This window comes from Duganella sp. Dugasp78, from assembly GCF_059491455.1.
Genome location: NZ_CP168506.1, coordinates 709,401 through 733,411, shown reverse-complemented (window position 1 = coordinate 733,411; position 24,011 = coordinate 709,401). Strand labels below are relative to the sequence as shown.

Annotated in this window: 18 protein-coding genes and 1 pseudogene; 11 read left to right on the top strand and 8 right to left on the bottom strand. The window is 64.0% G+C overall.

The genetic code is table 11. The features are described 5' to 3' along the window. Positions 1-3: 3 nt before the first annotated feature. From ACEN9O_RS03185 to tal, 4 genes are all read right to left on the bottom strand, one after another. Positions 4-1,083 (bottom strand): ABC transporter permease, encoded by a 1,080-nt coding sequence (locus ACEN9O_RS03185; protein WP_495616208.1) that lies wholly within the window; start codon positions 1,081-1,083, stop codon positions 4-6. Then, positions 1,080-2,609: an ABC transporter ATP-binding protein gene (locus ACEN9O_RS03180; RefSeq protein WP_495616207.1), complete on the bottom strand. Its 1,530-nt coding sequence runs from the start codon at positions 2,607-2,609 to the stop codon at positions 1,080-1,082. The genes ACEN9O_RS03185 and ACEN9O_RS03180 overlap by 4 nt, the downstream gene beginning before the upstream one ends. Before the next feature lie 92 nt (positions 2,610-2,701). Further along, entirely contained in the window at positions 2,702-3,697 is a 996-nt protein-coding gene (locus ACEN9O_RS03175) for a BMP family lipoprotein (RefSeq protein WP_495616206.1), read from the bottom strand. A gap of 202 nt (positions 3,698-3,899) precedes the next feature. Next, positions 3,900-4,991, bottom strand: a complete 1,092-nt coding sequence (gene tal, locus ACEN9O_RS03170) for a transaldolase (protein ID WP_495616205.1) — start codon at positions 4,989-4,991, stop codon at positions 3,900-3,902. 532 nt (positions 4,992-5,523) lie between these two features. Here tal and ACEN9O_RS03165 point away from each other — a divergent pair. From ACEN9O_RS03165 to pcp, 4 genes are all read left to right on the top strand, one after another. Further along, positions 5,524-7,851, top strand: coding sequence for a TonB-dependent receptor (locus tag ACEN9O_RS03165; RefSeq protein ID WP_495616204.1), 2,328 nt, complete (start codon positions 5,524-5,526; stop codon positions 7,849-7,851). 170 nt (positions 7,852-8,021) lie between these two features. Next, complete coding sequence (locus ACEN9O_RS03160; RefSeq protein ID WP_495616203.1) at positions 8,022-8,729, top strand: DUF969 domain-containing protein; 708 nt, start codon at positions 8,022-8,024, stop codon at positions 8,727-8,729. Further along, positions 8,726-9,682, top strand: coding sequence for a DUF979 domain-containing protein (locus ACEN9O_RS03155; protein WP_495616202.1), 957 nt, complete (start codon positions 8,726-8,728; stop codon positions 9,680-9,682). Before ACEN9O_RS03160 ends, ACEN9O_RS03155 begins: the two co-directional genes overlap by 4 nt. 60 nt (positions 9,683-9,742) lie before the next feature. Next, positions 9,743-10,393, top strand: a complete 651-nt coding sequence (gene pcp / locus ACEN9O_RS03150) for a pyroglutamyl-peptidase I (RefSeq protein WP_495616201.1) — start codon at positions 9,743-9,745, stop codon at positions 10,391-10,393. Positions 10,394-10,456: 63 nt separating this feature from the next. Here pcp and ACEN9O_RS03145 read toward each other — a convergent pair whose 3' ends face one another. The 3 genes from ACEN9O_RS03145 to ACEN9O_RS03135 form a co-directional block, all read right to left on the bottom strand. Continuing rightward, a complete protein-coding gene (locus ACEN9O_RS03145; protein ID WP_495616200.1) occupies positions 10,457-11,365 on the bottom strand; it encodes a LysR family transcriptional regulator in 909 nt (302 codons plus the stop codon). Positions 11,366-11,490: 125 nt separating this feature from the next. Then, positions 11,491-12,402 (bottom strand): pseudouridine-5'-phosphate glycosidase, encoded by a 912-nt coding sequence (locus ACEN9O_RS03140; protein WP_495616199.1) that lies wholly within the window; start codon positions 12,400-12,402, stop codon positions 11,491-11,493. A gap of 11 nt (positions 12,403-12,413) precedes the next feature. After that, on the bottom strand, positions 12,414-13,556 hold the full coding sequence (locus tag ACEN9O_RS03135; RefSeq protein WP_495616198.1) for a carbohydrate kinase: 1,143 nt from the start codon (positions 13,554-13,556) through the stop codon (positions 12,414-12,416). A 211-nt stretch (positions 13,557-13,767) separates the two neighbouring features. Between ACEN9O_RS03135 and xapA the strand changes: the two genes are divergently transcribed. The 7 genes and pseudogenes from xapA (at position 13,768) to ACEN9O_RS03100 (ending at position 22,503) form a co-directional block, all read left to right on the top strand. Next, positions 13,768-14,607 (top strand): xanthosine phosphorylase, encoded by an 840-nt coding sequence (gene xapA / locus ACEN9O_RS03130; protein WP_495616197.1) that lies wholly within the window; start codon positions 13,768-13,770, stop codon positions 14,605-14,607. Between the two features lie 142 nt (positions 14,608-14,749). Continuing rightward, positions 14,750-15,943 (top strand): phosphopentomutase, encoded by a 1,194-nt coding sequence (locus ACEN9O_RS03125; protein WP_117013091.1) that lies wholly within the window; start codon positions 14,750-14,752, stop codon positions 15,941-15,943. Continuing rightward, a complete protein-coding gene (gene deoC, locus ACEN9O_RS03120) occupies positions 15,940-16,902 on the top strand; it encodes a deoxyribose-phosphate aldolase (RefSeq protein WP_495616196.1) in 963 nt (320 codons plus the stop codon). The genes ACEN9O_RS03125 and deoC overlap by 4 nt, the downstream gene beginning before the upstream one ends. A 14-nt stretch (positions 16,903-16,916) precedes the next feature. Beyond that, the gene (locus ACEN9O_RS03115; protein WP_495616195.1) at positions 16,917-19,301 is read left to right on the top strand and encodes an aldehyde dehydrogenase family protein; all 2,385 of its coding nucleotides are present in this window, start codon (positions 16,917-16,919) and stop codon (positions 19,299-19,301) included. A 154-nt stretch (positions 19,302-19,455) separates the two neighbouring features. Beyond that, entirely contained in the window at positions 19,456-20,778 is a 1,323-nt protein-coding gene (deoA, locus tag ACEN9O_RS03110; RefSeq protein WP_495616194.1) for a thymidine phosphorylase, read from the top strand. A gap of 91 nt (positions 20,779-20,869) precedes the next feature. Further along, positions 20,870-21,280 (top strand): annotated as a pseudogene (locus ACEN9O_RS03105) (cytidine deaminase); the annotation flags it as partial. Positions 21,281-21,282: 2 nt separating this feature from the next. After that, positions 21,283-22,503, top strand: coding sequence for a nucleoside deaminase (locus tag ACEN9O_RS03100; RefSeq protein ID WP_495616193.1), 1,221 nt, complete (start codon positions 21,283-21,285; stop codon positions 22,501-22,503). A gap of 8 nt (positions 22,504-22,511) precedes the next feature. Here ACEN9O_RS03100 and ACEN9O_RS03095 read toward each other — a convergent pair whose 3' ends face one another. After that, positions 22,512-23,936, bottom strand: coding sequence for an HD domain-containing phosphohydrolase (locus ACEN9O_RS03095; RefSeq protein ID WP_495616192.1), 1,425 nt, complete (start codon positions 23,934-23,936; stop codon positions 22,512-22,514). Positions 23,937-24,011: the final 75 nt, after the last annotated feature.

Here is a 24,011-nt window from a genome sequence, read left to right as displayed (position 1 = left end):
GTCTCACTTTTTCCGTTTGATCAGGGCGGCAATGGCGGGAGCGTAGAAGTTTTCCATCGCGCCGCAGAACAGGATGATCAAGCCCTGGATGAAGATGAAGGTCTCAGGCGGGATGTTCTGCTTTTCCAGCGACAGGTCGAAACCGCCCTGGATCAGCGCGCCGAACAGCACGGCCGACAGGAAAATCCCTACTGGGTGCTGCCGTCCCATCAGCGCAATCGCGATGCCGACGAAGCCCGCGCCACCGACAAAATTCAGCGACAGGTAGTGGGTCGAACCCATGATGGAGTTGACCGAGCCCAGGCCGGCCAGCGCGCCCGAGATCAGCATCACGGTGATGATCATCTTGCTGATGCGGACGCCCGCGTAGTGCGCCGCGTGCTTGTTCAGCCCCGTGGCGCGCAGCTTGAAGCCCCATGAGGAACGCGACACCATCACACCGTAGATCACCAGCGCGATGATCGCCAGGAAGAAGCTGATGTTGAGCGGCGTCTCGCCCAGCACCGGGAACCACTGGTTCAGGCGCGGCATCTCGGCGGCGGCGCTGAAGACTCGGCTGGCCGGATTCTGTTCGCCGGCCGGCACCAGGTATTTGACGATCACTGTGTTCATCAGCGCGCCGGCGATGTAGTTGAACATGATGGTGGTGACCACCACATGGCTGCCGCGTTTCGCTTGCAGGTAGCCGGGCAGGAAGGCCCACAGCGCGCCAAACAAGGCCGCGCCGATCATGCCGACCGGGATCAGTATCCACATCGGCAGCGAGCTGTCGAAGGCCAGCATGGCCAGCGTCAGGCCCAGGCCGGCAAAATACATCTGGCCTTCGGCGCCGATGTTGAACAAGCCGGCCTGCATGGCGATCGAAACCGCCAGGCCGGTGAAGATGAAGGTGGAGGCGTAGAACAGCGTGTAGCTCAAGCCTTCCGGATTGACGACGGCGCTGTTGATCAGGATGCCCATCGATTCGACCGGGCTTTCGCCCAGCAGGTAGATCACCAGCGCGGCCACCAACAGGGCCGACAGCAGGTTCAGAACGGGCATTGCAAACGCGGTAGCCCAGCGTGGCAGGTCGTGGTTATTCATGATTTGTGCATCCCGCCCATCAGCAAGCCGATACGGGTCGTGTCGAATTCTTCAATTTTCAGTTCGCCGGTGATGCGGCCGCCGCACATGACCAGGATACGGTCCGCCAGCGCGCGCACTTCCTCCAGCTCCACGGAGACCAGCAGGATCGCCACGCCTTCGTCGCGCAGCTTGAGCAGCTGCGTGTGGATGCTTTCGATGGTGCCGATGTCGACGCCGCGCGTCGGCTGGCCGACCAGCATCAGCTTGGGCTGCGCCAGCACTTCGCGGGCGATCACCACCTTCTGCTGGTTGCCGCCGGAGAGCAGGCCGATACGCAGGTCGTGGTTGTTGGGGCGGACGTCGAAGTTCTTCATCAGCTCCGCGCAGCGCGCGGCGATGGCCTTGAAGTCGAACAGGCCCCAGCGGTTTTTCAGCTTGTCCTGGTAGCCGAGGATGGTGTTGTGCATGACCGAGAAGGCCTTCACCACGCCGTCGCGCAGACGGTCTTCCGGTATGTGGGCGATGCCCAGGTCGCGGAAGGTGCGCGGCAAACCGTCGGCGTCGGAGCGGCCGGCGAACGGCAACGCCTTACCCAGGAAGTCCAGCTTGCCGGAGGTCGGCAGGCGCATGCCCGACAGGATCTCCATCAACTCGCTCTGGCCGTTGCCGGACACGCCGGCAATCGCGACGATCTCGCCGGCGCGCAGCGTGAAGCCGATATCGGCCAGCAGCTTGACCTGCTGCTCGTCCTGCAGCTGCAGGTTCTCGACGTGCAGCACCGGCGCGCCCGGGTTGTACGGCTTGCGCGGCAGGTTGTTCTCGATCGGGCGGCCGACCATCATATTGGCCAGGTCTTCCTTGGTGGTGCCGGCGGTCGGCACCGCGCCGATCACCCGGCCGCCGCGCATCACGGTGACGGTGTCGGTGATGTCGAGGATCTCCTGCAGCTTGTGCGTGATCAGGATGATGGTCTTGCCCTGTTCCTTGAACAGGCGCAGGATCTCGAACAGCGACTCGGTCTCCTGCGCGGTCAGCACGGCGGTCGGCTCGTCCAGGATCAGGATGTTGGCGCTGCGGTAGATCTGCTTGAGGATCTCCACGCGCTGCTGCGCGCCCACCGACAGGTCGTGGATGGTGGCCAGCGGATCAACGTCGAGCCGGTAGCGGGTGCAGATCTCGCGCAGCTGCGCCTCGACGGCGGCGCGCTTGGACTGCAGCTTGAAACCGCCCTCGCTGCCCAGCATCACGTTATCGAGCACGGTCATGTTCTCGACCAGCATGAAGTGCTGGTGCACCATGCCGATGCCCAGCGTGATCGCCTCCTGGCTGTTGCGGATGTTGCGCGCCTGGCCATCGAGCAGGATCTCCCCGCCGTCGGCGCGGTAGTATCCGTACAGGATGCTCATCAGGGTCGATTTGCCGGCGCCGTTCTCGCCCACCAGGCCGTGGATCGAACCCTTGGCGATGGTGAAGTTGACGTCCGTGTTCGCTTTGACGGCTCCGAAATGCTTGGAGATGCCGCGAAATTCTACTGCTGGCTGCATAGGATCGTTTTCGGTACGGAGTTGAGTAAAAAATGTTAAACGCGCCGCACGGGGGAAAAACCCCGGCGGCGCGCTCAATGTTCAAACGGATGTCAGACCGGGCAGGCAGCGCCCGAACGGATGTCGATGACCTTGACCTTGCCGTCGATGATGTCCTTGCGGGCACCGATGACGCGCTTCTCGATCTCCGGCGTGATCAGCTTGCGGTTGTTCTCGTCCAGCACCCAGTCGACGCCGCCTTCCTTCAGGCCCTTGGCGGTGACGCCGGCCTTCCAGGTGCCGTTCTTCATCTGCATGAAGGCATCGTACACGGCGATGTCCACGTGCTTGACCATCGAGGTCAGGATGCTGCCGGGGTAGAGGCCGTTCTGGTTCGAATCGACGCCGATCGCCAGCTTGCCTTTTTCCTTGGCCGTTTGCAGCGTGCCCAGGCCCGAACCGCCGGCCACGGCAAACACCACGTCGACGCCGCGGTCGAATTGCGAGCGCGCCAGCTCACCGCCCTTGGCCGGATTGTTCCACGAATCGGAAGTGGTGCCGACCATGTTGGAGCTTACTTCGACCTTCGGGTTGACGGCCTTGGCGCCCTGGGCGTAGCCGCAGGCGAAGGTGCGGATCAGCGGGATGTCGACGCCGCCGATGAAGCCCAGCTTCTTGGATTTCGACGCCATCGCGGCGGCCACGCCGGCCAGGTAGGAACCTTCTTCTTCCTTGAAGGTGATGGAGTTGATGTTGGCGCCTTGCGCCACGCCGTCGATCAGCACGAAGCGGACTTTCGGGAATTCCTTGGCGACCTTCTGCACGGCCGCCTGCTGGGCGAAGCCGATCGAGGCGATCATGTCCAGGTTCTTGCGGGCCAGGCCGCGCAGCACCTGCTCCGCCTGGGTGTCGCTGGAGGCTTGCACCTCGATGAAATTGATGTTGGTTTCCTTCTTGAAGCGCGAGGCGCCTTCAAAAGCGGACTGGTTGAACGATTTGTCGAACTTGCCGCCGGCGTCATACACGATGCCCAGCTTTGGGTCAGCCGCGGACGCGCTGGCAGCGATGAACAGTGCTGCAACCGTCAAACTAAGTTGTGAAAGTTTCATGAATGGGCTCCTGGAAGATCGATATTGTATATTTTTATTGGATGAAACATGTAATTTGGCGCCGGTTTATCGCACTTGTCGTTCCCGCGAAGGCGGGAACCCATGCATTGCATGAATTCCCTCCATGTATTGCCTCTAAGTCGGCGAAGTATGGATTCCGCATCGGCGGACCGCCGCTTTCGCGGGAATGACGGGAGCGGATTCACTCTACCAGCGCCAGTAGTTTGTCAAAAGCTTGTTCAAATTGCAGCAGGCCGGCGGCCAGCAACTGCTGGCCCACCGTTTCCAGATCGATGCCGTGGCGCGCCAATTGCGCCATCACTGCGCGGTCGGCGTCGATGTCGGTCGCCAGCAGCGTGGCCTCGGCCACGCCGTGGTCGCGGAAGGCGGCCAGCGTCGTGTCGGGCACGGTGTTGATGGTGTGCGGGCCAATCAGGCCTTCGACGTAGCGCACGTCGCGCTGGTCCGGGTGCTTGGTGCCGGTGCTGGCCCACAGCAGCCATTGCGGCGTGGCGCCGAAGGCCGCGAACACCGAGAAGCCGCCGTCGTTCTTCCAGTCGTGGTAGGCGATGCGGGCGGCCGCCATGGCGGCGCGGCCGCGCAGGGCGACGGCGCTGCTGTCGGCCGAATTTTCCAGCAGGGCGTCGACGGCGACGTCGATGCGGCTGATGAAGACGCTGGCGACGCTGGCGATGCGCTGCACCGAGGCCGTGTCCTGCAGGCGGCGCGCCAGGCCGCGGCGGTGGGCGGCGCGCACCGCGTGGATCTGGCTGGCGGTGAAGATCAGCGTCATGTTGACGTTGATGCCGGCATAGATCACTTCCTCCAGCGCGGCGATGCCGGCCGGTGTGGCCGGGATCTTGATCATCACATTGGGGCGGGCGATGGCGGCCCACAGGCGCTTGGCGGCGGCGATGGTGCCGTCGACGTCGTGGCTCAGGCGCGGCGATACCTCGAAGCTGACGAAGCCGGCGCGGCCGTCGGAATCGCGGTACAGCGGCGCGAACAGGTCGCAGGCGCGCTGCACGTCCGGCAGCACCAGCGCTTCGAAGCGCGCTTCCGGTGTCGCCAGCGCGCTGCGCAGTTGCGGCAGGGCGGCCTGGTAGGCGGCGTCGTGCTGGATGGCGTGGTAGAAGATCGCCGGATTGGAGGTCAGGCCCTGGATGCCGTCGGCGGCGATCAGCTCCGCCAGCTGGCCGGAGGCGAGCAGGTTGCGGCTCAGGTTGTCGAGCCAGATTTGTTGTCCCAGGTCGCCGACCGCGCGCAGGCGGCTGTGTTCGAGCATGTTGTTCATCTACATTTTCCGTCCAAGATTGTGTCCTGCCGGCCAGTGCTGGGATCCATGTCGCACTGCCGCAACAGTTAAGGCCGAATTTAATATTTTTGTGCTGTTGCTTTTTTGTCCGTTTGGAAAAATTTCCTGCTTGTTGGATAAATAATTTTCCGCATGGCTGGGGGCTTCCGGGGCATTCGGCCCTGCCTTGGAAATCAACAATTTACCTGCAAGCAGGGTGGCTTTTTCGTGTCAGGTGACTACTTCCGTAGGCCGTCCACTACTATGCATCAGCCTCGATATGTACGACAAATTCGATTTTATTTAGCTATTTATATAAAATAAATATGAATCGAATCACTCAAAAAGTGAGTTTCTGTCATTTTTTTTCCATGCTAGCATGGTTGGTAGTTTGCATATTCTTATGCGAGACTTCGTAGTTTCGATACATTTTTGCCAATAAAAACAAAGACATCGCCCGTTGCGCTCAGCAGCGAAAGCGAGATTCCGGATTGATATTTCAACCTTGCCTACACAATAGGGAGCAGGACTCATGAGTAAAAAAAGTAGTGGTTACGCAGTGCGATCGCTGATCGCGCTGGCTGTCGCAAGCGCATTCCCGCTGCACGCGGCCATGGCCGCCGAAGCAGCCGCCGTTGCAGCAGACCAGCCGGCGGCCGACGCCCCGGATACCGCCACCAAAGGCCAACTGGAAACCGTGATCGTGACCGCGCAGCGCCGCGCGGAAAACATCAAGGACGTGCCGATGTCGATCGCCACGCTCAAGGGCGACAAGCTCGACGTGCTGACCTCCGGCGCCGCCGACATCCGTTTCCTGGCTGGCCGCTCGCCGTCCGTGAACGTTGAATCGGACTACGGTCGCACCTTCCCACGCTTCTACATCCGTGGCCTGGGCAACACCGACTTCGACCTGAACGCTTCCCAGCCCGTGGGCCTGGTGATGGATGACATCGTCCAGGAAAACGCCATGCTGAAGGGCTTCCCTGTGTTCGACGTGGACCAGGTCGAAGTGCTGCGCGGCCCGCAGGGCACGCTGTTCGGCCGTAACTCGCCGGCCGGCGTGATCAAGTTCGACTCGGCCAAGCCAGTGTTCAAGCAAGAGGGCTACCTGACCCTGGGCGTGGGCAACTACTCGGCCAAGACCGCCGAAGGCATGTTCAACATCCCGGTCAGCGACACCGTTGCGCTGCGCTTCTCCGGCACCAGCCAGCACCGCGGCGACCGCGTGCACAACACCAATCCGACCCCGAACAAGGGCACCCAGGACTTCGAAGGCTACGGCGACAACGCCTTCCGCCTGCAGGCGCTGGTCAAGCCGACCAAGGACTTCAGCGCGCTGTTCAACTACCACGAGCGCGACTACCACGGCAGCGCCACGCTGTTCCGCGCCAACATCATCAAGAAGGGCACCAACGACCTGGTCGATGGCTTCGACTACGGCTCCTACCCGAGCGACGGCGTCAACTACCAGAAGCTGACCACCAAGGGCGGCAACATCCGCCTGAAGTACAACCTGGACGACATCACGCTGCACTCGATCACCGGCTACGAAACGCTGAAGTTCAACAGCCGCGCCGACGTCGATGGCGGTTATGGTTGCAACGTGGGTGGCTGCCAGGTGCTGCCGGCCGGTCCCGGCAGGATCCCGTTCCCGGTTGAAACGGCCGACCTGCTGCCTAACCACAAGCAGTTCTCGCAGGAGTTCCGCGCCGAGTCGAACTACAAGGGCCCGCTGCAGTGGATCGGCGGCCTGTTCTTCTTCAACGAAAACATCCAGATCGACTCGATCAGCTTCAACTCCTTCGCACCGGGCAACCCGCAGAACGCCGCCTACGCGCAGCAGTTCCAGCACGCCAAGTCGTGGGCGGCCTTCGGCTCGCTGAACTACACCGTCAGCGACAAGCTGAAGCTGCGCGGCGGCCTGCGCTACACCACCGACAAGAAGGAATTCTCGGCCGTGCGCTACGAACCGCCTCAGATGTCCGGCCCGTTCGAGATCGACAACACCTCGCACAACCTGAGCTGGGATGTGAGCGGTACCTATGAACTGAACAAGACCACCAACCTGTTTGCCCGCGTTGCCACCGGCTACCGTGCGCCGTCGATGCAGGGTCGTCTGAACGGCCTGGGCGACAAGCCATCGTTCGCTGGCGCCGAGAAAGCGCTGTCGTATGAAGCCGGTATCAAGCAGGACCTGTTCGACAAGCGCGCCCGCCTGAGCGCGTCGGTGTTCCAGTACCGCGTCAAGGACAAGCAGCTGACCGCGGGTAGCGGCACGGTCAACATGAATCAGCTGATCAACGCTGAGAAGGTGACCGGCCAGGGCGTTGAAGTGGACTTCCAGGCCAATCTGAGCGACGAGTTCAGCATGACCCTGGGCGGCAGCTACAACGACACCGAGATCAAGGACAAGAACCTGTTCGTGCAGTACTGCGGCAACCTGGCGAACACCGCGCCGTACAACTACGGCTGCACGCCGACCAATATGGATCCGAAGATCGCTGGCGTATCGCGCATCAACGGCAACCCGCTGCCGCGTGCACCGAAGACCCAGCTGAACTTCACGCTGAAGTACAGCAAGGAAATCGGCGACGGCGAGTTCTACGCCTACACCGACTGGACCTACCGCAGCAGCTACAACTTCTTCCTGTACGAAGCGCCTGAGTACCAGGCCAAGTCGCTGGTTGAAGGCGGCGTACGCGCTGGCTACAAGTGGGGCAACGGCAAGTATGAAGCAGCGCTGTTCGGCCGCAACATCACCGACAAGCGCGTGATCATCGGTGCCATCGAGTTCGACAACCTGACCGGTATGCTGAACGAGCCACGCACCTGGGGCGGCACCTTCAAAGTCAACTTCTAAAGAATTGACCGCTATCTGAAAATCCCCGCGCGTCGTAAGATGTGCGGGGATTTTTTTATGATTGAGCGCAAACCCGCAATCCGGATGGCGGGGTCGGACCCCGCGGGGTCCGACCCCTTTCGGCCGCATTGCGGGGTAGATCGCGGCAATACAATCGTCGTGGAGATAGAGTGAATCATACCGTCGTCAATCTGTGGCCGCTGCTCGGCGTGGCCGTCATCATTCTGGGCTTCGCCCTGCGCGCTCATCCTGTGCTGGTGGTGATCGCCGCCTGCGCCGTCACCGGCGTCGCCGCCGCCATGCCGGTCGAGCACCTGCTCGCCACCCTGGGCACGGCCTTCATCAAGACCCGCAACCTGCCGCTGATCCTGCTGCTGCCGCTGGCGGCCATCGGCCTGCTGGAGCGTTTCGGGCTGAAGGAGCACGCGCAGGCGTCGATCGCGCGCATCAAGTCCGCCACCACCGGCCGCCTGCTGATCGTCTACCTGGCGATCCGTGAGATCACCGCCGCCTTCGGTCTGACCAGCATCGGCGGCCACCCGAACATGGTGCGCCCGCTGATCGCGCCGATGGCGGAGGGCGCCGCCGAAGTACGCTACCCGGCGCTGACGGAGGAGCTGCGGCACCGCATCCGCGCCATGTCCGCCGCCACCGACAACGTCGGCCTGTTCTTCGGCGAGGACGTGTTCGTGGCCTTCGGCGCCATCCTGCTGATGCAGACCATCCTGCGCGGCGAAGGGCTGGAAGTCGATCCGCTGCATATGGCGTTGTGGGGCATACCGACCGCGGTGACGGCCTTCGTCATCCACTCGTGGCGCCTGCACCGGCTGGACGCGCAGATCGCCCGCGCCATGCTGGCGGTGAAGGAGCCGGCATGATACTCAAGCTCGATTACTTCTACTACGTGCTGGGCGCGATGCTGCTGCTGGTCGCCTGCATGTCGCTGACCGACAAGCACAATCCCAGGCGCTGGTCGAGCGCCTTGTTCTGGGCCCTGTACGCCGTGATCTATTTGGCCGGCGACTTTTTGCCGCCCGTGGCGGCGGGCGTGCTGATGGTGGTGATGGCGCTGATCGCAGGCTTCGGCGGCGTGGCGCTGGGCCGTTACGGCGAGCGCACGCAGGAAGAGCGCAAGAGCAGCGCGCAGCGGCTTGGCCATCGCTTGCTGATACCGGCGCTGATCATTCCCGCCACCACGGTGGTCGGCTCGACCCTGCTCAAGGATGTGCACCTGGGCGGCCTGCTGCTGCTCGATCCGAAGAACGCCACGCTGGCCAGCCTCGGTTGCGGCTCACTGTTCGCGGTGGTCACCGCCTGCTGGCTGACGCGCGCCACGCCGATGCAGGCGATGCGCGAGTCGCGCCGCCTGATCGACCATCTGGGCTGGGCGGTGGTGCTGCCGCATATGCTGGCGGTGCTTGGCCTGCTGTTCACCGAGGCCGGCATGGGCAAGGCGGTCGCGCACGTGGTCACGTCCTACATCAACCTCGATGTGCGGCTGGTGGCGGTGGCGGTGTACTGCGTCGGCATGGCGTTGTTCACCGTCATCATGGGTAACGGCTTCGCGGCGTTTCCGGTGATCGCGGGCGGCGTCGGCATCCCGGTGCTGGTCGGCGTGTACCACGCCAACCCGGCGGTGATGGCGGCGATCGGCATGTTCAGCGCCTACTGCGGCACGCTGATGACACCCATGGCGGCCAACTTCAATATCGTGCCGGCCGCACTGTTGGAACTGCCCGACAAGAACGCCGTCGTGAAGATACAGGTGGGCACGGCGCTGCCTCTGTTGCTTGCCAATATAGCACTTCTTTATTTTCTGATGAACATGTGACATGCATGTGACTTGGGGTAGAGTAGCGCACAAGCAGCGCAGCAATCGGAGTCCATGTAGATGAAAAAGATAATATTGTTGACCGGTTTCGAGCCGTTTAACAAGGAGACCATCAACCCCTCGTGGGAAGCAGTGCGCATCCTTCAGGGCTGGCATGAAGGCGACTTCGTGGTTCATGCGCGCCAGTTGCCGTGCGTGTTCGGACAGGCCAGCAAGGTGCTGCACCATGCGGTGGAAGAACTCCAGCCCAGCATCGTGATCGCGGTCGGGCAGGCGGGCGGCCGCGTCGATCTGTCGGTGGAGCGCATCGCCATCAACATCGACGACGCGCCCATCGCCGACAACCAGAAGCGGCAGATCGTCGACCAGCCCATCGTCACCAACGGCCCGGCGGCCTACTTCGCCACGCTGCCGATCAAAGCCATCGTCCATGCGCTGCGCGAGGCGGGCTTGCCGTCATCGGTGTCGCAGACGGCGGGGACGTATGTGTGCAACCACGTGTTCTATAGCCTGATGCACCAGGCGCACGAGTGGGGCACGACCATGCGCGCCGGTTTTATTCACATCCCTTATTTGCCGCAGCAGGCCGCCGCGCATCCGGGTTCTGCCAGCATGAAGCTGGAGGACATGGTCGAAGGCCTACGCATCGCCATCCGCACGACAATGGCCCACGACGTGGACATGCGCGAGGCGGGCGGCGTTACCCACTGACCCCGCAGATGCCGGACAACTCCGGCCTGGCCCGCGGCCAAAGGGGTCTGACCCCGTACGGGGTCAGACCCCAGGTTTTACGGGGTTAAGGATGTTCAGGAAAGCCCGCACCACCGGCGCGTCGTCCAGCGTGGTGTAGGTGATGTACAGGTTCGCCGACGGTGGATTGGTACGGATCGGCAGGAATACCACGCCCGGCCAGCCGATGCGGCTGGTGGTCTCCGGCAGCAGCGCCACCCCCAGGCCCGCACCCACCATCGCCAGCAGTGTCTGCGGCTCGGACGCTTCCTGGAATATCGTCGGCTGGAAGCCGGCTTTCACACAGCACTGGATCAGGTAGCGCGGGAAGGACGACTTGTCCAGCGCCAGCGTCAGCATCGGCTCGTCGGCGATGTCGGTCAGCTCGATCGCTTCCTGCTTGGCCAGCGGGTGATGCTCGTTGATGGCCACGCAGACGTCCTCGCGGAAGCACAGTTCCTGGCGCAGGTTGTCGTTTTTCAGGTCGTCCTCGTCGAGCTTGGGCTCGCGCCAGAATCCCACGTCGATCTGCTTGGCGCGCAGCGCGTCGTATTGCAGCGTTGGACCCAGTTCGTGCAGGGTCCAGCTCACGCGCGGGAACTTGGTCTGGAACTCTTCCAGCAAACTCGGTATCGGTCCCCACATCGCCGAGCCGACAATGCCCACCCGCAGCCGGCCCACTTCGCCGCGGTCGATCTGGCGGATGGTGTCGATGGTCATGCGCATCTTGCCCAGCAGGTCGGATGCTTCGCTCATCAAGGCCTTGCCCGCCACCGTCAGCTCGAAGGTGCGGGTGGTGCGGGCGAACAGCTTCACGCCCAGTTCACTTTCCAGCTTCATGATCTGCTGGCTCAAAGGCGGCTGCGAAATGTGCAGGCGCTCGGCGGCGCGGCTGAAACTCTTTTCTTCTGCGACGGCGAGGAAGTACCTTAGTTGTTTCAGATCGATGGACATGGCGTATTTCCGGATGAGCGGTCAGCGCCGTCATTCCCGCGCAAGCGGCGGTCCGCCGGTGCGGAATCCATACTGAGCGTGCGATGACGCGTTCTATGGATTCCCGCCTGCGCGGGAATGACGGGTCAGGTGGTCTGCATTGCTACGGCCAGCGCCGCGCCGCAGCGGGCGTTGTTCTTCACCAGCGCGATATTGGTGGCCAGGCTGCGGCCCTCGGTCAGCTGCTTGATGCGGCTGAGCAGGAAGGGCGTGACGTTCTTGCCGGTGACGCCCTGCGCATCGGCTTCCTGCAAGGCCTGCGCGGTGATGGCGTCGATCTCCGCCTTCGGCATCGCCTCGGCGGCCGGCACCGGATTGCTGACCACCACGCCACCCTTGAGGCCCAGCTGCCACTTGGTGTGGATGAAGGCCGCCTGCTCGGCCGGCGTGTCGAGCTGGAAGTCGGCGTTGAAGCCGCTCTCGCGCGTGAAGAAAGCGGGGAAGCCGCGCTGGCCCACGCTGACCACCGGCACGCCGTGCGTCTCCAGGTATTCCAGCGTCAGACCGATGTCGAGGATGGACTTGACGCCGGCGCACACCACCGCCACCGACGTCCGCGCCAGTTCCTGCAGGTCGGCCGAGATGTCGAAGCTGGTCTCGGCGCCACGGTGCACACCGCCGATGCCGCCGGTGACGAACACGGAGATGCCGGCCAGTTCGGCGCAGATCATGGTCGCCGCCACGGTGGTGGCGCCCAGCTTGGCTTGCGCCAGCACGTAGGGCAGGTCGCGGCGGCTGACCTTCATGGCGTCGGGCGAGGTGCCCAGCAGTTCCAGCTGCTCCTCCGACAGGCCGATGCAGATCTTGCCGCCGATGATGGCGATGGTGGCCGGCACGGCGCCGCCGTCGCGGATGATCTGTTCCACTTCACGCGCCATCTGCACGTTCTGCGGGTAGGGCATGCCGTGCGAGATGATGGTCGACTCCAGCGCGACGATCGGTTTGCCGGCGGCGCGGGCGGCCGCCACTTCGGGCGAAAAGAGCAGATATTGGTGCATGGTGTAAGTCCTTATGCCTTGTTGGGGAAGAGCGGCGGGTTGTATTCCGCCGACAGGTCGAAGTCGTGGATCTCGTCGAGGATGTCGGCGGCCAGCATCGGCGACACCGTCTCCTGGGATTCGAGCGTCATCGCGGCGACTTTCAGGCCGCGGCGGCAGGCCAGCGTCAGATCCTGGCTGCCCTGGTACAGCGACCAGCAGACGGCGGCCGAGAAGGCATCGCCGGCGCCGGTGACGTCGACCACCTCCACCTGGTGCGCGGCCAGCCAGACCAGCTCACCGTCGCGGGTGTGGAACACGCCCTGGCTGCCGCAGGTGACGATGACGTCCTGCGCGCCCTGGGCCTGCACCTCGCGGCAGGCGGCGCGCACGTCGGCTTCGGTCGGCAGCGCGCGGCCGGCGCGGGTTTCCAGCTCGCCGCGGTTGAGGATCAGCAGGCGCAGGCCTTTCAGGTCCGCCGGCAGGCGCGCCATCTTCGGCTGCGACACGGCCACGATCACCAACGGCACATTGTCGGCGTGGGCGCTGGCGAGCAGCAGGGCGATGCTGTTTGCCGGCAGGTTCAGGTCGACCACCGTCATCGCTGCGGCGGCGCGCTGCGGCTGGCGGCTGGCCAGGTAGTCCGGCGTGATGCGGTCGTACAGCGCCATGTCGGCCAGCGCTACCACCAGCTCGCCGGCGTCGTCGAGGATGGCGGTGTAGGTGCCGGTCGGCGTCTCCGGCAGCTTGAGCGTGCCGCGCGTGTCGATGCCGGCCCTTTCCGCGTGGTCCTGCAGGCTGCGGCCGGCGACGTCGTCACCCAGGGCGGTCAGCAGCGCGGTCGGCAGGTTCAGGCGCGACAAATTCTCGGCGATGTTGCGCGCCACACCGCCGTAGACTTCCTCGGCGGTGGCGGGATTGGAGGTGCCCAGCTGCATGGCGGCGATGGTGCGCAGTTTGCGGTCCAGGTTGGCGGCACCTATGCACATCACCGGGCGCTTGTCCGGCAACACGTAGGCACGGCCCAGCAGGCGCCGTTCGCGTATCAAGCCAGCGATATGGCCGGCCACGGCGGAGCGCGACAGGCGCAGTTCCACCGCCAGATCCTGCTGGGATATAAAGGGATTGGCGCGGATCAGCTGGTAGAGCTGGTCCTTCTTGGAGGAATCGGTCACGGTGTACTCACTAAAACATTTGTCCATAATAATAAACATTTGTTCAAAATCAGTCAATCACGCACTGTGGCTAAGTTTGCCTTGATTTATAATACCCTTGATTTATATCGCTTTAGTATAAATGATGAAGAAAAATGGTATTTGCCATACATATGGACGATGATGCATAGTGTCAGCTTCCCCAGCCACAACAGAAAAACAGAGGATAACCATGTCTAATAATTCCCCATTCCAGGCAGCTGATATCATTCGCGCCCGTGTCCCTGCGGGCTTCAAGCCGCGCATCGCCATGATTCTGGGTTCCGGCCTGGGCGTGCTGGCGGAAAAAATGACCGACGCGGTCACCATCAGCTTCAATGAACTGCCAGGCTTCCCGATCAGCACCGTGCACGGCCACGCCGGCGAACTGGTGATCGGCACCCTGTCGGGCGTGTCGGTGGTGTGCATGAAGGGCCGCGGCCACGTCTACGAAGGCTATGGCCTGGGCGTGATGACCAGCGCCGTGCGCACCATGAAGCTGCTGGGCTGCGAGATGCTGTTCGTGACCAATGCCGCCGGTTCGCTGCGCGCCGAAGTCGACGCCGGCTCGCTGGTGGCGCTGACCGACCATATCAACTACCTGCCGGGCACCCCGATGATGGGCCCGAACGACGAGCGCTTCGGTCCGCGCTTCTTCAGCATGGCCAACGCCTACGACGCCGACCTGCGCGCGCTGCTGCACGCGTCGGCCAAAGAGAAGAACGTCACCATGCACGAAGGCGTGTACATCGCCTACGCCGGTCCTAACTTCGAGACCCCTGCCGAAATCCGCGCCTTCAAGACGCTGGGCGCAGACGTGGTCGGCATGTCGGTGGTGCCGGAAGTGGTGTCGGCCCGTCACTGCGGTTTGAAGGTGGTCGGCGTGTCGGCCATCACCAACCTGGCGGAAGGCCTGTCGCCGTTCCCGCTGTCGCATGAGCAGACCTTGAAGTACGCGGCTGTCGCAGCGACCTCGCTGATTGAAGTGATCCTGGGCTTCCTGGCCAACGTCGCCAAAACGCCGCAGGCGTAAGATTCCCTAGGGGCGGCTGGTCCGCCCCTTTTGCATTGTTAACGCGTCATCCCCGCGAAAGCGGGGATCCATGCTGAGTATCACAGCCCAGTGTCTATGGATCCCCGCTTTCGCGAGGACGACGGAACCGGAGTTCGAAATTATGAAACGCGCATTTATCCTCTTGCTCGATTCGTTTGGTCTGGGCGCCACGCCCGACGCCGCGAAGTACAACGACGTCGGCGCCAACACCTTCGGCCACATCGCCGAGTGGGCCGCCAAAAGCGGCAAACCGATGTCGCTGCCGACCATGGAAAAACTGGGCCTTGCCGCGGCCGCCCATACCGCCAGCGGCCAGTGGGCCGCCGGCTTCGAACAGCGCGAAGGCTTCACCGCCGCCTACGGCGCCGCGCGCGAACGCTCGACCGGCAAGGACACGCAGTCCGGCCACTGGGAAATCGCCGGCGTGCCGGTGGAATTCGACTGGGGCTACTTCCCGAAAACCGTACCGTCGTTCCCGGCCGAGCTGACCGCCAAGCTGCAGGAACTGGCCGGCGTGCCTGGCTTCCTGGGCGACTGCCACGCGTCGGGCACGGAGATCATCAACAAGCACGGCGACGAGCATGTCGCCAGCGGCAAGCCTATCATCTACACCTCCGCCGACTCGGTGCTGCAGATCGCCGCGCACGAGGAATCGTTCGGCCTGGAGCGCCTGTATGAAATCTGCGAGATCGCTTTCAAGCTGGTCGAGCCTTACAACATCGGCCGCGTGATCGCTCGTCCGTTCGTCGGCGCCAATGGCAACTACACCCGCACCACCAACCGACACGACTACGCGGTCGCACCGCCGGCGCCTACGCTGCTGGACCACGTGAAGAACGACGGCGGCGAAGTCATCGCCCTCGGCAAGATCAGCGACATCTTCGCGACCCAGGGCGTGTCGCGCCTGGTCAAAGGCAAAGACAATATGGCGCTGTTCGACGCGCTGATGAAGGTGGAAGAGGAAGCCGGCGACAAGTCGCTGACCTTCGTGAACTTCGTCGACTTCGACCAGGCCTTCGGCCACCGCCGCGACGTCACCGGCTACTCGAACGCGCTGCACGAGATGGATGCGCGCCTGCCTGAGTTCATCGCCAAGCTGAAAGAGGGCGACCTGGTGGTAATCACCGCCGACCATGGCTGCGATCCGACCTGGCCGGGCTCCGACCACACCCGTGAACACATTCCGATGATCTTCTTCGGTCCGGGCGTGAAGGCGCAGCAGCTGCCGATCTCCGAAACCTTCTCCGACATCGGCCAGACGCTGGCCCATCACCTCGGCGTCAAACCACTTTCCCACGGAAGCAACCTGTTATGAGCATCGTCACGGATTTCAAGCGCAACGAAGCGGTCCCGCTGGACCTGGGCTGGATTAATCACATCCACATCAACAAGAGCGCTGCCGACCGCCGCGCCGCCAGTCTGGCGAACCGCCGCACGGTGAAGAAGGAATACCAGGCCGCGTGGCTGGTCAAGGCCATCGGCCTGATCGACCTGACCACGCTGTCCGGCGACGATACGCCGGGCCGCGTCGAGCGCCTGTGCATGAAGGCCATGCGTCCGCTGCGTTCGGATCTGGTCGAGGCGCTGGGCCTGCAGGACTACAAGCTGACCACCGGCGCCGTCTGCGTGTATCACGAGATGATCAAGCCGGCGGTGCAGGTGCTGCAAGGCCGCCTGCCTATCGCCGCCGTGTCGACCGGCTTCCCGGCTGGTTTGACCAGCATGGAAACCAAGGTGCGCGAGATCGAACTGTCGGTGGCCGCAGGCGCCACCGAGATCGATATCGTCATCACCCGCCAGCACGTCCTGACCGGCAACTGGCAAGCGCTGTACGACGAGATGCTGGCCTACCGCAAGGCCTGCGGCGAAGCGCACGTCAAGGCGATCCTGGCGACCGGCGAACTGGTCACGCTGGAAAACGTGGCCAAGGCTTCGTGGGTCTGCATGATGGCCGGCGCGGACTTCATCAAGACCTCGACCGGCAAGGAGCCGGTCAACGCGACGATTCCGGTATCGCTGACGATGGTGCGCGCGATCCGCGACTACCACGAGCAGACCGGCTTCAAGATCGGCTACAAGCCTGCGGGCGGCGTGGGCACGGCCAAGGCCGCGCTGCAGTACCTGTCGCTGATGAAGGAAGAACTGGGCAACGAGTGGCTGGAGCCGCACCTGTTCCGCATCGGCGCATCGAGCCTGCTGACCGACATCGAACGCCAGCTTGAGCACTATGTGACCGGCAACTACTCCGCCGCACACCGCCACGCGCAACCATAAGAACGGAATACGTCATGCCTTCAATTAAAGAGATCCTGAATACCATGGAATACGGCCCAGCACCGGAAAGCACGAAAGAAGCGCAAGCGTGGCTGGAGCAGCATGGCCGCGCCTTCGGTCTGTTCATCGACAACCAGTGGAGCGAGCCGGGCGAGTTGTTCGCCTCGACCAATCCTGCCGATGCGGCCAAGCTGGCCGACCTGACGCAAGCCACCGGCAGCGACGTCGATCGCGCCGTGGCAGCTGCGCGCGCAGCGCAGCCAGGCTGGCAGGCACTGGGCGGCCATGGCCGCGCCAAGGTCATGTACTCGCTGGCGCGCCTGATGCAGAAGCACGCGCGCCTGTTCGCCGTGCTGGAGACGCTGGACAACGGCAAGACCATCCGCGAAACCCGCGACGTCGACCTGCCGCTGGTGGCGCGTCACTTTTACTACCACGCCGGTTGGGCGCAACTGCAAGCCGAGGAATTCGCGGACTACCGCGCCGTCGGCGTGGTTGGCCAGATCGTGCCGTGGAATTTCCCGCTGCTGATGCTGTCGTGGAAAATCGCACCGGCCATGGCCGCTGGTAACACCATCGTCTTCAAGCCGGCTGAATTCACCTCGCTGACCGCGATGCTGTTTGCCGAGATCTGCGTGCAGGCCGGCGTGCCTGCCGGCGTGGTGAACATCGTCACCGGCGATGGCCGCGTGGGCGAGGCCATCGTCAATCATCCAGGCATCGACAAGCTGGCCTTCACCGGCTCGACCGAAGTAGGCCGCTTGATCCGCATCGCCACCGCAGGCAGCGGCAAGAAGCTGTCGCTGGAACTGGGCGGCAAGTCGCCGTTCATCGTGTTCGACGATGCCGACCTGGATGCCGCCGTTGAAGGCCTGGTCGATTCGATCTGGTTCAATCAGGGGCAGGTATGCTGCGCGGGTTCGCGCCTGCTGGTGCAGGAATCGGTGCAGGACAAGTTCCTGGCCAAGCTGCGCGCCCGCATGGACAAACTGACCCTCGGTTCGCCGCTGGACAAGTCGATGGACATCGGCGCACTGGTCGATCCTGTGCAGCAGCAGCGCATCGCCGGCCTGGTGGAATCGGCCCGCGCCGAAGGTTGCGATGTCTATCAGCCAGCGTGCGAAATCCCTGCCAACGGCTCGTGGTTCCCGCCGACGCTGATCACCGGCGCATCGACTTCCGCCGCCGTGGCGCAGGCCGAAATCTTCGGACCGGTGCTGGTGGCGATGAGCTTCCGCACTCCGCCGGAAGCCGTGCAACTGGCGAACAACACCGTCTACGGCTTGGCCGCCTGCGTCTGGACCGAGAACATCTCGCTGGCGCTGGACGTCGCGCCGCAGATCAAGGCCGGCGTGGTGTGGATTAACACCGCCAACCAGTTCGACGCCGCTTGCGGCTTCGGTGGCTACCGCGAATCCGGCTTCGGCCGTGAAGGCGGCCGTGAAGGCATGTACGAATACCTGACCGCCAAAGCGGAAGATGCGCGTCCTGCGACACCTGTCGTTGAAGCCAAGGCCAAGGCGAAAGCCGCAGCTCCGGCAGCAGGTGGCGCCTTCGCCATCGACCGCACCGCCAAGCTGTACATCGGCGGCAAGCAGGCCCGCCCTGACGGCGCCTACAGCCGCGCGATCCACGGCGCCGACGGCGCCTTCATCGGCGAAGTCGGCGAAGGCAACCGCAAGGACATCCGCAACGCGGTGGAAGCGGCGCACAAGGCCGGCGGCTGGGCGAAAGCCACGTCGCACAACCGCGCGCAGGTGCTGTACTACATCGCTGAAAACCTGGCCGCGCGCGGCGAGGAATTCGCCGCCCGCATCGCCGCGATGACCGGTTCCAAAAACGCGGAAAAAGAAGTGCAGGCTTCGATCGAGCGCCTGTTCTACTACGCCGCATGGGCCGACAAGTACGACGGCCTGGCGCACCAGCCGCCTATGCACGGCATCACCGTCGCGCTGAACGAACCGGTCGGCGTGATCGGCATCGTCTGCCCGAACGAATCGCCGCTGCTGGGCTTTATCTCGCTGGTGGCGCCGGCTATCGCGCTGGGCAACCGCGTGGTGGTGGTGCCGTCGGAAGCGCATCCGCTGTCGGCCACCGACCTGTATCAGGTGCTCGATACGTCGGACCTGCCGGATGGCGTGGTCAATATCGTCACCGGTTCGGCGGACGAACTGGCGCGCACGCTGGCGACGCACTCGGACATCGACGCGGTATGGCGCCATGACGGTTCGGCCGAAGGCTGCGCGGAAGTGGAGCGCCTGTCGGCTGCATCGCTGAAGCGCACCTGGGTCGGCGGCGCGAAAGGGCGCGACTGGTATAGTACCGCTCAAAGCGGCGGCCGCGCGGTACTGGCGCACGCCTCGCAAGTCAAGAACGTCTGGATTCCTTACGGCGTTTAACCCTAAGACGAAGGGGTCTGACCCCGTACGGGGTCAGGATAGGGGCTTCGCCCCGCCGATCCCAGTGGGATCGGCCCCCAGCCGCCGCAGTGCGGGGTTCGCGGGTGCCGCGAACTCCACTGCGGCGTTATCAATTACCCGATTGGAGCATTCCATGTTTTTACCTCAAGAGATCATTCGCAAGAAGCGTGACGGCGGCGTCCTGAGCGCTGAAGAGATCCAGTTCTTCGTCGGCGGCATCACCTCCAACCGCGTCACCGAAGGCCAGATCGCCGCGCTGGCGATGGCGGTCTTCTTCAACGACATGACCATGGATGAACGCGTCGCCTTCACCCTGGCCATGCGCGATTCCGGCGAAGTGCTGGACTGGCGCTCGCTGGACCTGCCAGGCCCGGTGGTCGACAAGCACTCGACCGGCGGCGTCGGCGACGTGGTCTCGCTGCTGCTTGGCCCCATGGTCGCGGCCTGCGGCGGCTTCGTGCCGATGATCTCCGGTCGCGGCCTTGGCCACACCGGCGGCACGCTGGACAAGTTCGACTCCATCCCCGGCTACACCACCGTGCCGACCAATGAACAGTTCCGCAAAGTGGTCAAGGAAGTCGGCGTCGCCATCATTGGCCAGACTTCGTCGCTGGTGCCGTCGGACAAGATCTTCTACGGCGTGCGTGACGTCACCGCCACCGTGGAATCGGTCGCCATGATCACCGGCTCTATCCTGTCGAAGAAGCTGTCGGCAGGCCTGGACGCGCTGGCGATGGACGTTAAAGTGGGCAGCGGCGCCTTCATGCCGACCTACGACAAATCGGTGGAGCTGGCGGACAGCATCGTCAAGGTCGGCAACGGCGCCGGCATGATGACCTCGGCCATCCTGACCGACATGAACGAATCGCTGGCGCCATACGCCGGCAACGCGCTGGAAGTGCGCGGTGCGATGGACTACCTGACCGGTAAATCGCGTCCGGCGCGCCTGCATGAAGTGACGATGGCGCTGTGCGCCGAGATGCTGGTGCTGGGCAAACTGGCTGCCACCGAAGAAGAAGCGCGCGCCAAGCTGCAAGCGTCGCTGGACAGCGGCGAAGCGGCCGAGCGTTTCTCGCGCATGGTGGTGGCACTGGGCGGCCCTGCCGACCTGATGGAAAATCCGGACAAGTACCTGGAGCGTTCGCCTATCATCGTTCCGGCACCTGCGCTGGTCTCCGGCTACGCCTCGACCGCCAACTGCCGCGATATCGGTTTGGCCGTCGTAAGCCTGGGTGGCGGCCGTCGCCGCGCTGCCGATCCGATCGATTTCGCTGTTGGTTTGACCGACCTGGTTGGCCTGGGCGACAAGATCGAAGCCGGCCAGCCGCTGGCGATGGTGCATGCGCGCACGCAGGAAGCTGCCGATCAGGCGATCCGAGAAATCCAGGCGGCCTACCAGATCGCAGCCGCAGCGCCGGCCGCGAATCCGGTCATTTACCGTACGATACGTCCGTAACCCCGGAAAACCGGGGTCGGACCCCGTACGGGGTCCGACCCCAGGCGGTGCGGGGTAAAGCCCGCACCGCAACAATAGCAAACCTAGGAACACCATGAACAAACAGGAACTGATCGCCGAAGCCGCCGCCGCGCGCCTGAAGGCCTACACGCCGTACTCCAACTTCAAGGTCGGCGCGGCGCTGCTGACCAATGACGGCAAGGTCTTCCACGGCTGTAACGTGGAAAACGCGTCCTATGGCCTGTGCAACTGCGCCGAGCGCACCGCCTTCTTCAGCGCTTTCGCGCACGGCTACAAGCAGGGTGATTTCGAGCAGCTGGTCGTCATCGGCGAAACCGACGGTCCTATCGCGCCGTGCGGCGCATGCCGCCAGGTGATCCTGGAGTTGGGCGGCAACGAACTGCCGGTGCTGCTGACCAACCTCAAAGGCGACATCTACGAAACCACCGCGGCCGAACAACTGCCGAACGCCTTCGGCGGCGCTGACCTGAAGAAGAAGTAAGCTTGGCCTTCAAGAAGACAATCGATGTGCAGGCCGCCGTCGCGATCGCGGCGTCGGAGGCTATTGCCGCCAAAACGCAGGGCACCTTCGGCGTCGGCGGTTTGATGCTCGACCAGCACGGCAACGTGCTGCAGTCGCTGCACAACAACGTCATCAAGCAGGGCTTGATCTTCGACCCGACCGCGCACGGCGAGCGCCAGTTGATCGACTGGTACTACGCCGAACGCGCCAAGGGCCGTGAGCTGCCGGAGCCCCAGGACATCACCATCGTCACCTCGCTCGACCCGTGCTGCATGTGCAGCGGCGCGATCCTGGCGGGCGGTTTCAACGTGGTGGTGGCGGCGCCGGACAAAAGCGCGGGCCTCAACTACGACGCCAGCGCCACCTTCAGCGCGCTGCCGCAAGCGCTGCGGCCGCAAGCCGAGGCGACGTTCAGCTATCCGGCCATCCTCGGCTCGTCGCTGTACACGCGCGGCAGTTCGGGCGCCGCGCCGAAGTCCTTCTTCATCGGCAAAACCATCTCCGAACCGACGCAGGCCTTGTGCTCATTGGTGTTCGAGGCCACGGCCGCAGAAGTGATGGAACTGTTCAACACCGATCTGCCGCAACAACAATTGAAATGCCCGCTGACGCTGCCGTCCGATCACGCCATCGTGCGCGCCCTCAAACAGTTGTACCCGGACGCATTGGCCTACCGCTGCACGCCGCAGCAGCCGGACGCCGGTCTGGCGCCATTCCTGCTGCAGGCGATGGCGCGCGACCGTGAACATGGCGGGGCGGGGGAGGCGGTGGCCTTGCTGGATTCGTTCGGCAACCTGTTGCTATGCATGCCGGGCCGGATGTCGCAGTCGGACATCCGCAGCGCCTTCATGGAAACCACGCGCGCCTACGCGCAACTGCGCTTCAAACTGATGGCCGGCGCCACGCCGGCGCAGCAGGAAGAGGTGCGCCAGTATCTCGGCCACCCCAAGGACGGCACCTTCGTCTTTGCCAAAGGGCCGGACAGCGGCGCCGTCAGCTTCATGGACCTGGGCGCCTACGGCTCGACGATGGAAGGCCCGCTGCCGTTGAAAAATCCCACGCAGTTCCAGTACGTATTGCCGGGCATGCCGGAGGCCGAACTGGCCGCCTTATGCGCTGCCATGCCGCCGCTGTACCGCAACATCATCCGCATCCGCCCCACGCAAGTCGCCGACCAGGACCTGATCGCCGCGCTGGCATAGTAGCCGGATCAGATCAGCCGTAGCGTTACGGCCTTGAGGGTGGCGGCGGCGCGCGTGCTGCATTCCAGTTTGCGAAACACGTTTTCCACGTGCGTGCGCACCGTGCTCGGGCTGATCGCCAATGAGCGCGCCACTTCCTTGTTGGTCAGGCCCAGGCTGATGCCACGGAAAACTTCGGTCTCCCGCTCCGTCAATATGACCTGGTGTTGCGCGTCGGCTGCGGCGGGCGCCGCGCCGCTGCAAATTGCCCGCACGGCGACGCTGTCGAAGCGGCCGGCATCGGCTTCCGTTTCCAGTAGCAGGCGCGCAGCATCCGGTGTCATGGCCGCACGCCAGGGACGGAGCGACTGCAGCGCGATCCATGCCGATGCTGCGGCCACGATCCGGCCCTCGACCGGAATCGACGCTCCCGCGCACGCCCGGAAGGCACCGCTGCCGTCCAGCCGTTCGGCGGCATAGGAGCCGGCGGCCGCCGCACTGGCCAGGGCGCCGATGCGCGTGGCGGCGCGGCTGGTCCAGTAAGGCGCCAGCCGCAGTTGTTCGCGCGCGGCTGCGGACAGCCGGCCGGTCATGTTCCATACCGAATTGGGCACCGCCGCGCGGCCGATGCCATGCACCAGCGCCGCCCGGCGGCAGCGCTCCGCTGTTTCCATGCCGAGTCCCATCGCGATTGCGCCGCAACGCGCCGCTTCCGCCACGCGACGCGAATAGCCGGTCATCCATGGCAGCTTCAGGTCGATCACGTCGGCCAGCAGCTCGAGCGGCACGGTGTCCTGTTCGGCCAGCGCGCCGAATGACAGCGACGCCTGCCAGCTCTCGTTCTGGTCCAGCACTTCCAGCCACGATGTCGCGTTCTGCAGCGCGATCGATGCCAGCGGCGCCGGGTAAGCCTTGCCGCTTTTGTGCCCGATGATGTCCAGCATGCGCTCCAGACCCTGCGCGCGGCTGAGGACCTCGATGTCACTGGCCAAGGCCACGATGTAGACGCTCGCCGGCACACCCACTCCGGTTGCGAAGATCGAGCGCAGCGCCAGCTCGACATCGGCCGGAACGCTGAGCATGCGGGCGATGTCGCCCGACACCTCGCAGTGGATTTCCGACAGTTGCTGGAAGGCGCCCTGCAGTTGCCTGCCCATCGCCACAAAGGCCGGGTCGCTGGTTTTCTGCGACATCAACAGCGCGCGGCCGCCGACATCATCGCCAATCAGCACGCTGAAATCCGGCGCGTTGGCGGTGCAGCCCGACCAGCGCAGCAGCGCGACCTGTTGCACGGCTTCGCAATCGCGGGCGCCGCAGCCGGAGGCGTGGGCCAGGCGTGCGCCCAGCCACGCGGTGCGCAGCGAATGGTCGGTGGGCTGGCCCATGCTCAAGTCGCCGATATACGCCAGCGCGTGCATGGTGTCTGTAACGGAGACGAGGGTTTCGGGATGCATCGGCCGATTATAGCCATCTTTGCTTCACGCCCGGCATCGGACATTCGACCGATTACGGCGCGGCGCCGGGCGCGG

Excerpts from the sequence above, each read along its gene's own strand:
- ACEN9O_RS03185 (WP_495616208.1), bottom strand. The coding sequence starts at position 1,083 with ATGAATAACCACGACCTGCCACGCTGGGCTACCGCGTTTGCAATGCCC.
- ACEN9O_RS03180 (WP_495616207.1), bottom strand. The coding sequence starts at position 2,609 with ATGCAGCCAGCAGTAGAATTTCGCGGCATCTCCAAGCATTTCGGAGCC.
- ACEN9O_RS03175 (WP_495616206.1), bottom strand. The coding sequence starts at position 3,697 with ATGAAACTTTCACAACTTAGTTTGACGGTTGCAGCACTGTTCATCGCT.
- tal (WP_495616205.1), bottom strand. The coding sequence starts at position 4,991 with ATGAACAACATGCTCGAACACAGCCGCCTGCGCGCGGTCGGCGACCTG.
- ACEN9O_RS03165 (WP_495616204.1), top strand. The coding sequence starts at position 5,524 with ATGAGTAAAAAAAGTAGTGGTTACGCAGTGCGATCGCTGATCGCGCTG.
- ACEN9O_RS03155 (WP_495616202.1), top strand. The coding sequence starts at position 8,726 with ATGATACTCAAGCTCGATTACTTCTACTACGTGCTGGGCGCGATGCTG.
- pcp (WP_495616201.1), top strand. The coding sequence starts at position 9,743 with ATGAAAAAGATAATATTGTTGACCGGTTTCGAGCCGTTTAACAAGGAG.
- ACEN9O_RS03145 (WP_495616200.1), bottom strand. The coding sequence starts at position 11,365 with ATGTCCATCGATCTGAAACAACTAAGGTACTTCCTCGCCGTCGCAGAA.
- ACEN9O_RS03140 (WP_495616199.1), bottom strand. The coding sequence starts at position 12,402 with ATGCACCAATATCTGCTCTTTTCGCCCGAAGTGGCGGCCGCCCGCGCC.
- xapA (WP_495616197.1), top strand. The coding sequence starts at position 13,768 with ATGTCTAATAATTCCCCATTCCAGGCAGCTGATATCATTCGCGCCCGT.
- ACEN9O_RS03125 (WP_117013091.1), top strand. The coding sequence starts at position 14,750 with ATGAAACGCGCATTTATCCTCTTGCTCGATTCGTTTGGTCTGGGCGCC.
- deoC (WP_495616196.1), top strand. The coding sequence starts at position 15,940 with ATGAGCATCGTCACGGATTTCAAGCGCAACGAAGCGGTCCCGCTGGAC.
- ACEN9O_RS03115 (WP_495616195.1), top strand. The coding sequence starts at position 16,917 with ATGCCTTCAATTAAAGAGATCCTGAATACCATGGAATACGGCCCAGCA.
- deoA (WP_495616194.1), top strand. The coding sequence starts at position 19,456 with ATGTTTTTACCTCAAGAGATCATTCGCAAGAAGCGTGACGGCGGCGTC.
- ACEN9O_RS03095 (WP_495616192.1), bottom strand. The coding sequence starts at position 23,936 with ATGCATCCCGAAACCCTCGTCTCCGTTACAGACACCATGCACGCGCTG.